Origin of the sequence: Chishuiella changwenlii (assembly GCF_900142565.1) — a bacterium.
In the GTDB taxonomy this organism is placed as follows: Bacteria; Bacteroidota; Bacteroidia; order Flavobacteriales; family Weeksellaceae; genus Empedobacter; species Empedobacter changwenlii.
This window is the reverse complement of record NZ_FRBH01000009.1, coordinates 1-16,453: the sequence shown is the minus strand read 5'-3', so window position 1 is coordinate 16,453 and position 16,453 is coordinate 1. Positions and strand designations below refer to the sequence as shown.

Here is a 16,453-nt window from a genome sequence, read left to right as displayed (position 1 = left end):
TATATCAGTATTATTATATGTAAATTCATATCCATTAACCTCATTTATATTTTTAATTTTTATACTTCTTCCCTTTCAATTGATAAAGGATTATCATTATAAAAAAGGAGAGAAAATTTCTTATATCAAGAAAGTAGGAATATTAAGTTTGATAATTGCAGGCTTTATAATTTTCATAGGAACATTTACTAATATATGGACTCATCCTTGGTGGCATAATTTTATTCATGTGTTTTATTCTTTATTTCTATCATTAATATTTACAACAATTTTATATTTTCTTATAGACAGATACGTAGAAAGAAGTCATGAAGACTAGACTGGCAAAAGTAAAAGATGTTTTAGATGGTAAACAACCTTTAAGCGAATTAAGTAACGATTGTAAATAGATAAATTATGAAATACATACATTATTCTGTAGGAGTATTATGTTCATTAATACTTCTAATTTTTATGATAATGCCATTTGGAGGACCTTCATTTATGCTGGAATTTGTTACAGATGGAATTTATGGAGAAAAAGTATTTAATATTTATAATATACCATATGATAATTTATATGCTATTTGGATTAATAGATTTATAGGTCTTGTTTTTTGGACTTCTATTTTTATTAATGTTGGACTTCTATTATTCAAAAAAATCAATATAAAAACAAAAGGAAAAATATCTTTGATTAGCCTAATTATCCTATTGCTAATCATATTTGCTCCAAAGATATTTTAGATGGTGTAAACAACCTTTAAGTACCTTAAGTAATGATTGCAAATAGATAAATTATGATAAGAAAAATTTCAGGAAATTTAATTATAGCTTTATTTATTCCTTTTCTTTTAAAAATAAGATGGTTACCGAATGTATGTAATGCACTATTTAAAAAAGAATACAAGTATTATGACTTCGATATAAAAACATTGTCAGAATTCTTATATCATGTTTATGGCGAAAATTATATAGGAAGTTATCTTATATCATTAATAGGTTTTTTAATTCCTTTCCAAACAATAAAGGATATTCTTTATAAAAGTAAAGGGAAAATATCTTTTTTACACAAAATATTTATAGTAACAATACTCTTGTGTATAGAGATAATAATTATTGGAACTTTCGTAAATATATGGACGATTCCTTGGTGGCATAATTTCATGTATTTACTAATATCAATTGTATTTGGGATTATCATTACAACTATTACATACTTCTTTATAGATAGATACGTAGAAAGAAGTCATTAAAGAAAGATGTTTTGGATGGTAAAAAACCTTTAAGCGAATTAAGTAACGATTGTAAATAGATAAATTATGAAATACATACATTATTTTACAGCAGCAATATGTACATTAATATTTTTAATTATAGTATTATATGCTAGCCCTTTGTATATAATAAATCAGATTCGATATGGATTTTATGTTGAAGAATTTGTCCAAGAATATGGCTTATCATTTAATAATTCTTATGTATATATAATAAATAGATTTATAGGTCTTGTTTTTTGGACTTCTATTTTTATTAATGTTGGACTTCTATTATTCAAAAAAATCAATATAAAAACAAAAGGAAAAATATCTTTGATTAGCCTAATTATCCTATTGCTAATCATATTTTCTCCAAAGATGTTTTAGATGGTGTAAACAACCCTTAAGTACCTTAAGTAACAATTGTAAATTAATTAATTATGAAACATGTTTATAATTTTATGGCAATTTTTAGCTTTCTAATACTGCTAATCACGATGATAATGCCATTTGGAGGACCATTATTTATATGGGAATTAATTAGAAATGGATTTTATGGAGAAAAAATGTTTATCACTCATAACATACCTTATGATAATTTTTTTATTATTTGGTTAAATAAATTTATTGGTGTTGCATTTTGGGGTAGTCTAGTTACATGTGTTATGCTAATATTCTTTGATAAGATGGATATAAGAAAAAAAGGAAAGATATGTTTAGTATGTTTAATTATTCTATTACTAATCATTTTTATACCAAAAATTTTTTAAAAAGCTAAAAGAACCTTTAACGTTTTATCTATTTAGATATCAACCAACCATTTAAAACATGAAAAGATATATTATTTTTACAATTTTATTGTTGTTAGTACCTTTAGTTTTATTACTAACAGCAAATTACTATTATGAAAACGACAGTATAGTATTTGATAATTTTATTCTAAAATTAGAACTTTCAGCATTTGGTACACTTTTCTATTTAGAAAAAATTTTAAAGTTAATTCTCTATTTTAATGTTCTTTTTCTTTTAATAGAATTTGTAAGAATGTATCAATCAAGAAAAATTAAACTAAGCAGTTACTCTAATCAATTAAAAAATAAATACGCTGAATTATTTAATAAGAGAGGTCTATTTAACTTATTAAGAAAAATAATTGTAAATCTTTTTATTGCATTTATTTTCTTTCCATTAATCTTACTTACGAAAGAATTTAATACTATTTTTAGCAATGAATGGGCTGACTATAATTCTCTTAAAGAATATATATGGTTGTCTTTAGAAGATTTAGGTTATCCATTTTTTTCTTTTTTCTTTTTAATCTTTATACTTATACCTTTTCAATTAATAAAAGATTCATATTATAAAAGAGGTAAAGGAATGAGATTCATTAAAAAGGTTAGTGTATTATTTCTGTTAAGCATTAATTGTGTTATAATCATCCATATATTCATTAATTTTTTAATGTTTGATATTTTAATTCAACTTGTTTTATATGGTCTTTTATCTTTATTATTTGCAACTATTACATACTTCTTTATAGATAGATACGTAGAAAGAAACTATAACTAAAAGATATTCGAAAAGAAAAAGTTGTTTAAACTAATTATTTACTAAAATATGTCGTGTTGAGCTTGTCGAAACATTTTATAATATTTTTTATTATTCTTCGACAGGCTCAGAATGACACTCAGTATTATTCTAAACCTTTCTTCTTTCTTTTATTTGAACAGTAACAACACCCATTATTTTTACTTCATCATCAGCATTAAGTTGAATACTATCATTGTAAGATGGGTTTAGTGCAATTAATTTGTTTTGTTTAAAATCAAATCTTTTTAAAGTATAATCGCTATTGTTTACGCTAACAATTACATCGTCGTTGTGATGTGGCGTAAGATCTGATCGAATAACCAAGACATCATCTAAATCATATTCATTCGCCATAGATAAACCACCAACAATTACAATAAAAGTTGATTCAGGATGTTGTAAATATCTATCATCTAAAGATAATTTACGATCTACAAAATCCTCTGCAGGCGAAGGAAATCCAGCGCTTACTTTACCATAATCAATTACTTTTATTTTTTCATCGATTACTTTAACTTGATATACGGTTAATTCTTTATCTATTTTCATATTATTTAAACACGCATTAAATGCTCCCACTTTGTAGTATAACAAGGAGATAGGTTTTTTTGTTTCATTTTCCAAGTTCTGTCTAAATCTTGACTAGCAAGTTTTATTTTTACTTTTCCACTACCTAATTTAGCATTCATTTTATCAATAACATTCATCAATTTTTCATGTTTAGGATTCTCAAAGTTAAACATGTCCATTTGCATTTGATTATTTAATACGATAGAAGAAACAATTACTCCAGCTTTCTTATATTCATATTTATCGAGCGCAATTATATCTAATACTTTCAAAGCATATTTACTAATTATGATGTTGCTATTACTATCATAAGGTAATTGTATGGACATGGCACGACTGTAATATGGATTTTCTGTATCAAATCTATTGGTTGCAACATAAACAGTTACAATGTTACATTTACTTTTTTGTTGTCTTAATTTTTCGGCACACGAAACAGAAAAGGTTGATACACGTTCCTTAAGATATTCGTAATCTTTAACATTATGTTCGAAACTGCGCGTTGTTGCAATACTCTTTTTTCTTACAATTTCATCAAGTTGTAAAACAGATTCACCTAACAACTCTTTTTTAAGCCTTAATTCAACTATAGAGAAATTCTTTTTAATATATTCATCGCTCAATTGCGTAAAATCCCAAGCAGTATTAATATTCATATAACCTAAACGTTTACTTAATCGCCTACCAATTCCCCAAATATCGCCAGCTTTAAGCCATTTAAGTGCTTTATCAATTTTCTCTTTAGAGTCGATTACATAGACACCATTATGATGATCTGGAAACTTTTTTGCAATTCTATTTGCAACTTTTGCAAGTGTTTTAGTTGGCGCAACACCAATACATACAGGCATTTTTGTTATTTGGAGAATACGTTCTTTCATTTCCAAAGAATATGACTTTAAATCGTATTTCTCAAATCCTTTAAAATTTACAAACGATTCATCAATAGAATAAACTTCAATATCTGGAACAAAACTTCTTATAACAGCTGTTACACGATTACTCATATCTGCATACAGCGGATAGTTTGAAGAAAATACATTGATGTTTTTTGCTTTAAAAATATGATTGTATTTAAAAGCTGGTGCGCCCATTGGTATTCCTGCTTCTTTTGCTTCATCTGATCTTGCAATAACGCACCCATCGTTATTGGATAACACGACAATAGGCTTTCCATTAAGGCTAGGAACAAACACACGTTCGCAACTTGCATAAAAGTTATTACAATCAATTAAAGCGTACATTCTACTTAAAATTATTCTACAAATTTCGATAATAATAACGCTAAAGTATGACGTTTAAGTGTTAAATTTTTATAGGCTATTTTATAAAAATTGAAATACTTAAAAATATTTTTAATTAAATAAACTATTGTATACTAATTTATTAATAAATCAATTCTTCTACAATTAAGATCTATTCCCATTTCTTTCCATATTCGGTTAATTACTTTGTTGCATGAAATTGATAAAGCAAAAATATTATAGGATAACTTTTATCTCTTTTTTATTTAGCTGCACAGTAAATGCACAACAAAAAGAATTACCAAAGGTTCATCATGCAGAACCATTGTATTTAGATTTAGTTAGAGATTTAGGAGCAAGAAAAGGAGAGAAGGAGGTTAATGTCGGAATGGAATTCGCTAAGCATAAAAATTACAATTTATTCATGTATTTGGCAGAATACGAATTTGCTCCTGTAAACAGATTGGGCTTAGAAGTAGAAGCTGATTTCTCTTTTTATGGAAATAAAAAAAGTAGCGCAAAATCGATGAGTCACCAACTCGAAGCTTTACGTTTTTCTTCTCAGTATTCATTTTTCGTATCAGAAAAAACACAAACAACATTTGCTGTAGGTTACTCTCAAATAGTTGATTTTAATGATTTCAATAAAATGAATTCCAAACAAATCATAGCAGGTACAAACTATAATCCATTTTTTATTGCAGCAAAAAAATGGGGAAATAATTGGCATACACTTTTATTTTTTTCTCCAATTATAGAACAATCTTTTGAAGAGAAAAACGTAGAGATGCGTTGGGAATTAAATTCATCAATCTATTATAATCTACCTGGAACTTCTCATTATGTCGGATTAGAGTTTAATGAGGCTTTAGATGATAGCAAGTTTTCTATGGTTATTCATCCAGAAGTAAAAATTAAAATGAATAATCAATTGGCAGTAGGCTTGGTAAATGGTTTTTCTATTAATCACCATTCCGAAGATTTTAGCCTATTTGGTAGAGTAATTTATGAATTATAAACGTGTAGATTTTGAAAAATTTAAAAGTAATTATTATAGGAATATTAGGTTTAGTTTCTAATCATTTAAAAGCTCAACTTAGCCCTCCAGGACTTGGAAAAGCAGATGTTGTACAATGGTCTGCATTAGGTATAAAACAAGATATTAACGATAAGTGGCAATCTGTAACTTATACAGGTTGGGGAAATAAAAGTGAGCATGATAAATACAATCCATTAGAGAAAAATGCAATTTGGATTTTAAATCAGGAATTTTACAAGAAAATTAATGACAAGTGGCGCTATTCTTTTGCATTAAGTTATCGTCGACAAAATGAATTTGAAACAAATGAGTTTGGAGATGAAACAAAAGATGTAAAACAAGAATTTAGAGTGTATGGTAGAATTAATTATCAGATTAATCTTGATAAACTAAAAATAACACCAACTTTTAGACAAGAGTTAAGAAGATTTTATACGTCTGATTTTAAAAATGATGGTGATGATTGGCAATTGAGATCAAGATTTAGGATTCAGTTTGCTTACAAGTTAGATGAAGAGGAGAGGCATAAGATTACAGCAAGTGCTGAAAGTTTATTTTCTACAAAATATGATATTGAAAAAGAAGATTGGTCAGAGTTCGACTATAACGAAAGTAGATTTACATTGTATTATTCTTATTCTCCCAAAAATATTCCAGCGCAATTTAATATTGGATATATGAATAATTTGGTAGGAAATCACAATCCTTATAGCGTTAATTACTTTGCTTTTGATGTTATTTTAACCAATATATTTTAGTAGTAGGAAATACAATTTTCTGAGTTCCTAATCTCGAAAACTAAATAATTAATTAAAATTAACTAGCTTTGTAAACGAAATGAAGTTTTTACAAAACATATTACGTCTTCCATTTTTCAGCACTTATTACAGTACAATATTTGCTCGGGTAGACTATGTGTATACTTCGTACTAAAATTGTACATCTAAAAATAATCATAATCTACAAGCCCGAGCAATTGCTCGGGCTTTTTTTATTTAAAAAAATATGGAAAATTTAAAAGAAAATGTAGCTATTATTCTACCCGAAAATGGTTTAGAAGCAAAATTAAAATTAGCAGAAAAAGAACAAAGAAAACTCAGAATTAAATTAGGTTTTGATCCTACAGCACCAGATTTACATTTGGGGCATGCAGTTGTATTAAAAAAGTTGAAACAATTTCAAGATTTAGGGCATCAAATTGTTATTCTAGTAGGAAACTTCACGGCTCAGATTGGAGATCCGACAGGTAAAAATAAAAGTCGTCAGCCTTTAAGTGCAATTCAAGTACAACAAAATGCAGAAACTTACATCAATCAATTATCAAAAATAATAGATGTAACAAAAGCAGAAATTGTATTTAACTCGGATTGGTTAGACAGTTTACCTTTTTCGGAAGTATTACAATTATTATCAAAAGTTACTGTTGCTCAATTAATGCATAGAAACGATTTTAATAAACGTTTTACAGAAAATATGCCTATTGCAATGCACGAATTAGTTTACCCTATTTTACAAGCATACGATTCTGTACAGATAAAGGCAGATATAGAAATGGGAGGGACCGACCAACTATTTAATTGTACAATGGGTAGACAATTACAAGAGACGAACGGAGACGAACCACAAATTGTTATTTGTATGCCATTACTAAGAGGAACAGACGGAAAAGAAAAAATGAGTAAATCGCTACATAATATTATTGGCTTAACAGATTCTCCAAACGAAATGTTTGGAAAAACAATGTCTATATCCGATGAATTATTAGAAGAATATATAGTACTTGCAACAGATTTTTTTGTAGCAGAAAAAAATAATTTAAAAGAACAATTAAAGACTGAAAATCCTATGATAATTAAGAAAATGGTTGCTAAGAACATTATTACACAATACCATTCTGTTAATGATGCAATTGCTGCGGAAGAGTTTTTTAATAATCAGTTTCAGAAAAAAAATGATGACAATAAATTATTTGTTTCTATTGCTAAATCTAGTTTAATGATCACAACTTCTTCTGTCGTTGAAATTTGCCATCAACTAAAGAAAGATAGTTCAAAAACAGCTATCCGTAGATTGATAGAAAGTGGTGCAGTACAAGTAAATAGCATAAAAATTACAGATCCGTTAGAAGAAGTGAAATTAATTTCTGATACTAAAATTAAAATTGGGAAACGAGATTTTTTCAACATAGTTAATGATACTGAGTAAACTATCCATTTTATAGCGGATAATGGTTTTATAGATCAATGAATTTTAATCATTTTCCTAACAAAATTCATCTTTAATTTATACTAAAAGTATAGAGGAGATTATTTATATTTGTAGGATAAGTAAAGAAGTAAATAATAATAAATCAAAATAAAACTATATGAGTTCTTATGATGTAGCCGTAATAGGTGCTGGACCTGGAGGATATGTTGCTGCAATCCGTTGTGCGCAATTGGGATTTAAAACTGCAATTATCGAAAAAGAAAATTTAGGAGGAACATGTCTTAATGTAGGATGTATTCCATCTAAAGCTTTATTAGATTCTTCTCATCACTATTATGATGCTGTAAATCACTTTAAAGAGCACGGAATTGAGATTGATGCTCCTAAAGTAAACTTCACTCAAATGATTGCTCGTAAAGCAGGTGTTGTTGATACAAATGTTGCTGGTATTAAATATTTAATGAGCAAAAATAACATCGATGTATTAGAAGGTACAGGTGCTTTTAAAGATGCTACTCATATTGTTGTTACTGCAAAAGATGGTTCTACTCAAGAAATTGAAGCTAAAAATACAATTATTGCTACAGGTTCTGTTTCTTCTGAATTACCATTTGCTCCAACAGATGCAAAAAGAATTATTACTTCTACAGAAGCTTTAGCTTTACCAGAAGTTCCTAAACATTTAATTGTAATTGGAGGAGGAGTTATTGGTTTAGAATTAGGTTCTGTTTATTTACGTTTAGGTTCTGATGTAACTGTTGTAGAATATGCAGAGCGTATAATTCCTGGAATGGACGGTGCTTTATCAAAAGAATTGACAAAAGTATTGAAAAAACAAGGAATGAAATTCCATTTAGCTACAGGAGTAACTTCTGTTGTAAATAATGGAGATGATGTAACATTAAAAGCAACATCTAAAAAAGGAGAAGAGTTAGAAATTACAGGAGATTACGCATTAGTTGCTGTTGGTCGTCGTGCTTTTACTGGTTCTTTAGGTTTAGATACTGTTGGTGTTGAAGTTGATGAAAGAGGTCGTATCAAAACAAATGATCACTTACAAACAAATGTTTCTAACATTTATGCAATTGGTGACGTTGTTGCTGGTGCAATGTTAGCTCACAAAGCAGAAGAAGAAGGTGTTTTAGTTGCTGAGCAATTAGCAGGTCAAAAACCTCATATCAATTATAACTTGATTCCTGGTGTAGTTTATACTTGGCCAGAAGTTGCTGGAGTTGGTAAAACTGAAGAGCAATTAAAAGAGGAAGGTGTTGAATATAAAGTTGGTTCTTTCCCATTTAAAGCTTTAGGTCGCGCTCGTGCTTCTATGGATACTGATGGATTTGCTAAAATTTTAGCTGATAAAAATACAGACGAAATCTTAGGAATGCATATTATTGGTGCTCGTGCTGCAGATTTAATCGCAGAAGGAGTTACAGCAATGGAATTCCGTGCGTCAGCAGAAGACTTAACAAGAATGTCTCATGCTCACCCAACATTTGCAGAAGCAATTAAAGAAGCTGCTTTAGCTGCAACGGACAATCGTCCAATCCATTCTTAATAAAATAAAGAATAGTATATATAAAAATCGGAAGAGTTATTCTTCCGATTTTTTTTATTTAAACAGGAATTTCTTCTACTAAAATTTCATTATTTTTTATATTATAATATGTACAAGTCATTTCATCTAGATTCATTATCCATTTTTCAATTCCTGTTTCTGCACAATGATCACAAAATGTAAAGAAATCCGTTTCACCATTTTGATGTATTTTTAAATAATTAATAAATTGTTTTTTATCACTTTCATTCTTAATGACTAATGAATTATATAAAGGTTCAGAAATTGTTTTATAATCATTATCACTATAATAAATAGTGTGCCCATCTTTTACAAATGTTTCAAATGATGTAACACCTAATTGTTTAATTTCTTGAATATATTTTGGAAAGTCTGCTCCAGAAGTCATTTTATTATGAGCTTCTTCAATTTGTTTTATTGTAAACATAGTTTTTTAGGTTAAATTATTTTGAGTGATAAAATTAAAAAATAAAACATAGCACAACGAGTAAGTTTTCAGTATTTTTATGAAAAATTATCTTTATGCGATTATACAAATTTTTGTTTATTATTTGTTCTATCTTCATTTCTTCTTATAGTATAGCCTGCTTAAATGGCACTCAGAAAGAATTATCTACAGGAACAACATTGTTTGCAGATTATGACGATATTGTTCCAAATGGGCATCATTTTTTTACTGATAATCTTACTGATGATTTAGTTAAGTTAGATAGCTTGTATACTGTACAACCGAAAATAGATTACTTAATTGAGAAAGGAATTATTTACATTATACAAGGAAAATTTCAAAAAGCGATTGATTTATATCTTGATATAGAAAAGCAAAAGCCAAATCAATATTCAACGGCATCTAATCTTGGAACTGCTTATGAGCTAATAGGAGACAATAAAAACGCATTAAAGTGGATTACAAAAGCTTTAGAATTAAACCCTAATTCTCATGAAAAATCAGAATGGATACACGTAAATATCTTGAGAATAAAATTAGGAGAACTTCCTTTAAATTCTAAAAATTTGATTAATCAAGATTTTGGAAATGAAGATTCACCTAAAACAAATTTATCTACAGCAGAAATTAAGGAATTAATAAATTATATTTATTATCAATTAAATGAGCGTATGTCTTTCGTAAAGCCTAAGAATGATATTGTTGCTCACTTATTGTTTGATTATGGTAATAGCTTATATCTAATTAAAGATTTTAAAAATGCAAAAATTGCTTATGATAAAGCAGTAGAATATGGCAATACATCTTCTTTGTTACAAAAACGATTAAATCTTGTTAAAAGAAATCAACAAGAAAAGTCTAATGAAACACAAGATTCTAAAAAATCTATTACTTTCTTCAAAGAACATTGGGATACTATTCTAATTTCTGTTTTAGCAGTTGTTATTTTCTTTTTTGTTTTTAAGAATAAGCAAGGAAAAACAAGGAGATAGGTTTTACTATTTAAAATAAATTGGATTTGGAAAAATGAATTGATAATTCAATTCATTAATCAATTTATCCGATGAAATTATCTTTCCTTTTTTCGAAGTAGATTTTATTAAATTCTGATTAATTTGATATTCTAAAATCTCCTCTTTCGTAGGATTTTCTGGAGCAACAGCATTATAAATTTTTCCTTTGAAGTTTTGTTCTATTATTGTATCGATAATAGTGCAAACATCTTGGTAATGAATATGATTTGCAACAACATCTAGATTAGGTTTATCTAGTTTAATGTAATTCGATAAATAACGATTATCGCCCATTAATCCTCCCAATCTTAGAATAACCAATTGCGGATATGTTATTTTTAATTTATTCTCTATTAATTGATAGGATTGATTTAATTCGCAATCAGAAAAAGTCGTTTCATTAATTACATCTCCTTCATCAGGATATATTCCAGTACTACTAATTAATAGTATTTGTTTATTAAACTCACCAATAAATTGAATTAACTGTGTAAAACGGAAATCTAATTCCTCTATAGATTGTCGCTTTCCTAATGGAATTGTAATTACTATAAATTCATACGCAGTGGTTGATATACTTTTATCAATTATTTGATCAAAATCTATGGAAATACAATTTGGTTGATCAGCATTTCTTTTCGTTGTTGTTAATACATATTTCTGATCCAAAATAGCTTCTAATCTATTTCCAAGCCAACCTTTTCCTATAATTAATCCTTTCTTCATTGTTATTCAAAATCGTTTTATAAAGATATAAATATCAACTGTAATTTTTATACTGAAAAGAGGCATTAAATTAGAATCTCTTTTTACTTTTGCAATATGTTAGAAATTCTTTATCAAGACGAATATCTTGTAGCGATAAATAAACCAAGTGGATTATTAGTTCATAAATCTTTTTATGCGCGAGATGCAAAAGTATATGCCGTTCAGGAACTTAGAAATCAAATTGGAGGACAACATGTTTATCCTATTCACAGATTAGATCGTAAAACATCTGGTGTTTTAATATTTGCTTTAGATAAAGAAGTATTAAAGGTTATGAATGAATACTTTGCAAGTAGAGAAGTTGAGAAAAAATATCTAGCAATTTTACGCGGTTGGGCGCCAAAAGAATTAACAATAGACTATGATTTGACTAATGATGATGGGGTAAAACAAAATGCAATTACTTATTTTCATCTTTTACAAACTGCCGAAATAGATTTAGAATATAACAATCATCCAACCTCACGATATTGTTTAGTTGAGGCAATTCCAGAGACTGGAAGAATGCATCAATTACGTAAACATTTTCGCCATATTTTTCATCCAATTTTAGGAAGTCGTCCACATGGATGTAATAAGCAAAATAAATTATGGTTAGAAAATTTTGGATTAACAGGAATGATGCTTCACGCTCATCAGTTGATATTTAATCATCCAATTACAAAAGAGAGAATAGTTTTAAATGCAACCATTAATGATGAATTTACTAAAGTAGGAGAGATTCTCGGTTTGGATTTAGAGCAATATAAAAAAAGCCTTAATTAGGACTTCTTTTATTTCGTTTTCCAATTCGGTTTTCTTACTTCAATTTCTGTTACAATTAAATTAATATCCTTATTTAATTGAGCATTTTTTTGAGCAAATGAAATAATATTACCATCTGGTTTTTTCACATCATCTGATAATTCTTTTACGTTTTTATACAAATCAATTAAATTTTCATAAACGTCTTTATCATTATTGGGATGCTTAGCAATAGAATCTAAATTTAACTTTATTACACTATCTTTTTTATTAATTTCTTTTACCAATGTAACCATTGATTTTTCTTTTATTAAACGATTTATTGCTTCGCTTGCATCTGCTACTTTACAATCTTTAGATTTGGAAGAAGTACACAAAGCATATTCTTTATCGAAAATAGCTTTATTCCAAACATCGTAAATTGTGGTATTAGCATCAGCAGAAATTTTAGACAAATCTTTCAATTCATCAAAAACCTCTTTTCCTTTTTCGTCAAAATTTGGTTCTTTCTTACAAGCTGTAATAAGCAGTAATAAAATTCCTACAAGTAAAATTCTCTTCATGTGTTCTAAAAATTTCTTAATTATATTCGCTTATAATTTTCTCTCTATGTGCATTTCCCCAATTAGCAATCGTAAGCGTTAAATCTTTTAATGTTTCTCCATATTCTGTTAATTCATAAACTACAGAAATTGGATTTGTATTGCTGACTGTTCTCATAACAAGTCCATTTATTTCAAGATCTTTTAGTTCTCTACTAAGCATTTTCCCAGAAATACCTTCAATTTCTTTTAGTAATTCTGAATATCTCATTGTTTCGAAACAAAGGCAAGAAATAATGGAAATCTTCCATTTACCTCCAATAACATCCATTGTATCGTGTATTGCTCTTATATTATGTCTGCAAACTTTAGTTGCATTATCATATTCTGTTTTTTTATTCTCCATACTACATTTTATGAGTAGTTACTAAAATGTCACCATTATTTGTTCTATCAAATTTACTAAAAGTTAAATGAGAAAAATATCTTTGTCTTATTAAAAATAAAATTATAATGAATTTAATAGAAGATTTAAACTGGAGATACGCAGTAAAAAAATATAATTCTGAAAAAGTAAGCGAAGAAAAAGTAAATAATATTTTACACGCGATTAATTTAAGTGCATCATCTTGTGGTTTACAACCTTACAGAGTATTTGCTGTTAGTAACGAAGAATTGAAAGCGAAATTAGGAGCAAACTCTTTTAATGGACAAATAGCAGATTCATCTCATTTATTAGTTTTTGCAGCTTATAATAGCGTTACAACAGAGCATGTACAAAATTTAACTTCTTTAATGGCAGAAGAGAGGGGAGTGCCTGAAAGTGCGTTACAAGATTTTTTTATCAGCATAGATAGTTATTTCAAAACTAGAACAGATGAACAAAATAAATTATGGGCAGAAAAGCAAACATACATTGCTTTAGGAACAGCTTTAATAGCAGCAGCGAATGAAAAAGTTGATTCTACACCAATGGAAGGTTTTGATCCAGCTTTATTCGATGAATTATTAGGTTTGCAAGAATTAGATTTACATAGTACAGTTATCCTATCATTAGGTTACAGAGATCATGAAAGCGATTATTTAGCGAATTTGAAAAAAGTTAGAATTCCGTTAGATGAAATGGTAACGAGAATAGATTAATTTTAGAGGCTAGAGGCTAGAGAGATAAAAATTTTCTGTCTGTTCGAGTGGTTTTTCGAAATGGAATGAAGAAAAATTGTATCGAGAACTTAGACAAGAAAATCAATTCTAAAATAACTAGAAATAAAAATGCCTTCAAAAAATTGAAGGCATTTTTTATGTAAATCTATATTATGAATTTGATTTCAATATATCTTCAAAAAAGGTTTTAGAATCGTCGTCAAATGTTGGTTTTTGTAATAAGAGCTGAGATATTTTTACAATCTTATCAAAATCTTCTTGTGTAAAAAACTCTCCGAAATGTTGGTTACAAAAGTCTCCAATATTTCCTAAAACAACATTTACTTCTTCTTTATTTAATTCTCCTTTTTGTTTCCATCTTTCTCTAAATAAACTTGCAGCTAAATAAGATGAAATATCAATTAAATCGTTAATAGAAATATTATCACCGCCTCGTAACTTTGACATAATAAGTATGTCCATATCACGAAAAATAACATCTCTTATTGTTAATTCTTTTTCTTTCATTCTGTATAATTCTATTGCAAAATTAGAGATTAAAATTTGCATCAACCTGAAATTTCATAATTTCTTTTGTAGTTGGATGCACTAATTCCAAGTATTCTGCATGTAAATGTAAGCGATTTGCTTTTTTTCCGTACAAATCATCTCCAATTATTGGCGAATTTAAACCTAAAACATGAGAAGCATGCATCCTTAATTGATGCGTTCTACCAGTAATCGGGTAGAAGTGGACCAGTGTTTTATTGTCCTTTCTTTTTATGACTTCATATTCTGTTTTTGCTGTTTTTCCATGTTCTTCGCAAACCATTTGTCTAGGACGATCGTCTAAATCTACACGTAAAGGCAAATTTATTACACCTTTATCATTGTTAATATTACCATCTAACAAAGCAACATATCTTTTCTTTATTTTTCGTTTAATAAATTGTTGCTGTAATGCTTTATGACTTTCTTTATTTAGCGCTAAAACCAAAAGTCCAGAAGTTGCCATATCCAAACGATGAACAATTAGTGGTCCTGTAGCATTTGGGTATAAACTTTTTATTCTAAAATAAACAGAATCTTTAATTTCAATTCCGGGAACAGATAAAAATTCTTCTGGTTTATTAATCACAATTAATTCGCTGTCTTTGTAAATAATTTCTAGTTGATCAACATCAGAATTTTGTTTTAATAATAAGTTTTCTTCCAACTCAATTCCATCTAACATATGTCCCAAAATAGGTTCACATTTTCCAGTACAAGCAGGGTAAAAATGTTGGTGTTTTCTTACTTCAGATTTTGGAGAATCGCCCCACCAAAATTCTGCCATACATATTGGTTCTAACTGATTAAGGAATGCAAATTGTAATAATTTTGGAGCTGCACATTCACCAGCACCAGCAGGTGGTTTTTGAAAAACTGTTTGTTCAAAAATAGATTTTAAACTTTTATTTTTATTAAACTTATTAGTGAATTGATATTGTTCAAATAATTGATTTTGAAGTAATTTAGATTTTATTTTTCTTTCTTCTTTTAATTCAGAAATCTTACTTTCATAAGATTCGATTTCATTTAAAAAAGCTATTTTTTGAGTTTCAATTTCCTCCGTTAATTTTCTAAATTCGTATTTATCTCGTAAACTTTGTTTCACTAAATCAGCTTCAAATTCTTCTGCATCTTCAACATTTAAAGTTGTAATAATAACAGATCGTTGCTTTTTTCTATCGGCTTTATTTGTCTTTAAAAGTAGCTTAGCATCTACTATTTTTTGAGTTGAATTTTTATCAAAATTAAGCCATTCTTGTTTAAGATTTAGATAGGATGAATCACTTTCTAATTTTTCTAATATTCTGTTTATTTCATTTAAACGTTCTTCTTGTTCTAAGAAAAAACCATCTTTATGCAGCATATCAAAAACTGGAGGAACAAAGTATAAGTGTACATTAGAATTTGCAAGTTTACCTGAAACAGCAGCTAAATATCCAATCTCATTCAATTTATTTTTTACAACCAAAACACCAAACATTTTTCCAATAGGAATGGAAGACGTATCATTTAATAAACCGAAGTTATGTTCAAAATCTGTTTGATTTTCTAAATAATCCTGAACTTCTTTACAAGCTAATTTTGCGATTTCTTTTGGCTCATAATAAAATGGATAATCAAATAATACTGGAATATCTAAATTTGAAATTGATTGTTTAAAGTGATGAAAATACTGAGACATTTTATAATGTATAATTCTTTTGCAAATTTACATTATAATTAAGAATTAAGAATTAAGAATTAAGAATTAAGAATTAAGAATTAAGAATTAAGAA

The 16,453-nt window shown here is 27.9% G+C and carries 18 protein-coding genes; 10 read left to right on the top strand and 8 right to left on the bottom strand.

Translation table 11 applies throughout. The annotated features are described in order from the left end of the window. Positions 1-396: 396 nt before the first annotated feature. The 3 genes from BUA86_RS11780 (at position 397) to BUA86_RS11760 (ending at position 2,807) form a co-directional block, all read left to right on the top strand. Complete coding sequence (locus BUA86_RS11780) at positions 397-726, top strand: hypothetical protein (protein ID WP_072932908.1); 330 nt, start codon at positions 397-399, stop codon at positions 724-726. A 53-nt stretch (positions 727-779) separates the two neighbouring features. Beyond that, entirely contained in the window at positions 780-1,235 is a 456-nt protein-coding gene (locus BUA86_RS11775; RefSeq protein WP_072932906.1) for a hypothetical protein, read from the top strand. A gap of 831 nt (positions 1,236-2,066) precedes the next feature. Continuing rightward, positions 2,067-2,807, top strand: a complete 741-nt coding sequence (locus tag BUA86_RS11760) for a hypothetical protein (RefSeq protein ID WP_072932901.1) — start codon at positions 2,067-2,069, stop codon at positions 2,805-2,807. A gap of 129 nt (positions 2,808-2,936) precedes the next feature. Here the strand turns inward: BUA86_RS11760 and BUA86_RS11755 are convergent, their stop codons facing one another. Both BUA86_RS11755 and BUA86_RS11750 read right to left on the bottom strand, forming a co-directional pair. Continuing rightward, the gene (locus BUA86_RS11755) at positions 2,937-3,377 is read right to left on the bottom strand and encodes a LexA family protein (RefSeq protein WP_072932899.1); all 441 of its coding nucleotides are present in this window, start codon (positions 3,375-3,377) and stop codon (positions 2,937-2,939) included. A 5-nt stretch (positions 3,378-3,382) separates the two neighbouring features. Then, positions 3,383-4,642 carry a Y-family DNA polymerase gene (locus BUA86_RS11750; protein ID WP_072932897.1) on the bottom strand — a complete coding sequence of 420 codons (1,260 nt, stop codon included), beginning with the start codon at positions 4,640-4,642 and terminating at the stop codon, positions 3,383-3,385. 214 nt (positions 4,643-4,856) lie between these two features. On the opposite strand from BUA86_RS11750, the gene BUA86_RS11745 reads away from it, so the two are divergent. The 4 genes from BUA86_RS11745 (at position 4,857) to lpdA (ending at position 9,447) form a co-directional block, all read left to right on the top strand. Continuing rightward, positions 4,857-5,660, top strand: coding sequence for an HAEPLYID family protein (locus tag BUA86_RS11745; RefSeq protein WP_072932886.1), 804 nt, complete (start codon positions 4,857-4,859; stop codon positions 5,658-5,660). 11 nt (positions 5,661-5,671) lie between these two features. Beyond that, positions 5,672-6,439, top strand: coding sequence for a DUF2490 domain-containing protein (locus BUA86_RS11740; protein ID WP_178300422.1), 768 nt, complete (start codon positions 5,672-5,674; stop codon positions 6,437-6,439). 247 nt (positions 6,440-6,686) lie between these two features. Continuing rightward, a complete protein-coding gene (tyrS, locus tag BUA86_RS11735) occupies positions 6,687-7,886 on the top strand; it encodes a tyrosine--tRNA ligase (RefSeq protein ID WP_072932882.1) in 1,200 nt (399 codons plus the stop codon). Positions 7,887-8,046: 160 nt separating this feature from the next. Beyond that, positions 8,047-9,447 carry a dihydrolipoyl dehydrogenase gene (gene lpdA / locus BUA86_RS11730; protein ID WP_072932880.1) on the top strand — a complete coding sequence of 467 codons (1,401 nt, stop codon included), beginning with the start codon at positions 8,047-8,049 and terminating at the stop codon, positions 9,445-9,447. A gap of 58 nt (positions 9,448-9,505) precedes the next feature. On the opposite strand, the gene BUA86_RS11725 is transcribed toward lpdA, so the two are convergent. Then, positions 9,506-9,895, bottom strand: coding sequence for a DUF1398 domain-containing protein (locus BUA86_RS11725; protein ID WP_072932879.1), 390 nt, complete (start codon positions 9,893-9,895; stop codon positions 9,506-9,508). A gap of 95 nt (positions 9,896-9,990) precedes the next feature. On the opposite strand from BUA86_RS11725, the gene BUA86_RS11720 reads away from it, so the two are divergent. Further along, positions 9,991-10,908 carry a tetratricopeptide repeat protein gene (locus BUA86_RS11720; protein WP_072932877.1) on the top strand — a complete coding sequence of 306 codons (918 nt, stop codon included), beginning with the start codon at positions 9,991-9,993 and terminating at the stop codon, positions 10,906-10,908. A gap of 6 nt (positions 10,909-10,914) precedes the next feature. Here BUA86_RS11720 and BUA86_RS11715 read toward each other — a convergent pair whose 3' ends face one another. Next, the gene (locus tag BUA86_RS11715; protein WP_072932875.1) at positions 10,915-11,655 is read right to left on the bottom strand and encodes a Rossmann-fold NAD(P)-binding domain-containing protein; all 741 of its coding nucleotides are present in this window, start codon (positions 11,653-11,655) and stop codon (positions 10,915-10,917) included. Between the two features lie 96 nt (positions 11,656-11,751). Between BUA86_RS11715 and BUA86_RS11710 the strand changes: the two genes are divergently transcribed. Then, positions 11,752-12,462 carry a pseudouridine synthase gene (locus tag BUA86_RS11710; RefSeq protein WP_072932874.1) on the top strand — a complete coding sequence of 237 codons (711 nt, stop codon included), beginning with the start codon at positions 11,752-11,754 and terminating at the stop codon, positions 12,460-12,462. A gap of 8 nt (positions 12,463-12,470) precedes the next feature. Here the strand turns inward: BUA86_RS11710 and BUA86_RS11705 are convergent, their stop codons facing one another. Beyond that, positions 12,471-13,004, bottom strand: coding sequence for a hypothetical protein (locus tag BUA86_RS11705; RefSeq protein ID WP_072932872.1), 534 nt, complete (start codon positions 13,002-13,004; stop codon positions 12,471-12,473). Positions 13,005-13,020: 16 nt separating this feature from the next. Continuing rightward, positions 13,021-13,389: a winged helix-turn-helix transcriptional regulator gene (locus BUA86_RS11700; protein ID WP_072932871.1), complete on the bottom strand. Its 369-nt coding sequence runs from the start codon at positions 13,387-13,389 to the stop codon at positions 13,021-13,023. 107 nt (positions 13,390-13,496) lie between these two features. Between BUA86_RS11700 and BUA86_RS11695 the strand changes: the two genes are divergently transcribed. Beyond that, positions 13,497-14,126, top strand: coding sequence for an NAD(P)H-dependent oxidoreductase (locus BUA86_RS11695; protein ID WP_072932869.1), 630 nt, complete (start codon positions 13,497-13,499; stop codon positions 14,124-14,126). A gap of 171 nt (positions 14,127-14,297) precedes the next feature. On the opposite strand, the gene BUA86_RS11690 is transcribed toward BUA86_RS11695, so the two are convergent. Both BUA86_RS11690 and BUA86_RS11685 read right to left on the bottom strand, forming a co-directional pair. Next, positions 14,298-14,696, bottom strand: coding sequence for a hypothetical protein (locus tag BUA86_RS11690; protein WP_072932867.1), 399 nt, complete (start codon positions 14,694-14,696; stop codon positions 14,298-14,300). Then, positions 14,677-16,359 (bottom strand): RluA family pseudouridine synthase, encoded by a 1,683-nt coding sequence (locus tag BUA86_RS11685; protein ID WP_072932866.1) that lies wholly within the window; start codon positions 16,357-16,359, stop codon positions 14,677-14,679. Before BUA86_RS11685 ends, BUA86_RS11690 begins: the two co-directional genes overlap by 20 nt. Positions 16,360-16,453 lie beyond the last annotated feature (94 nt).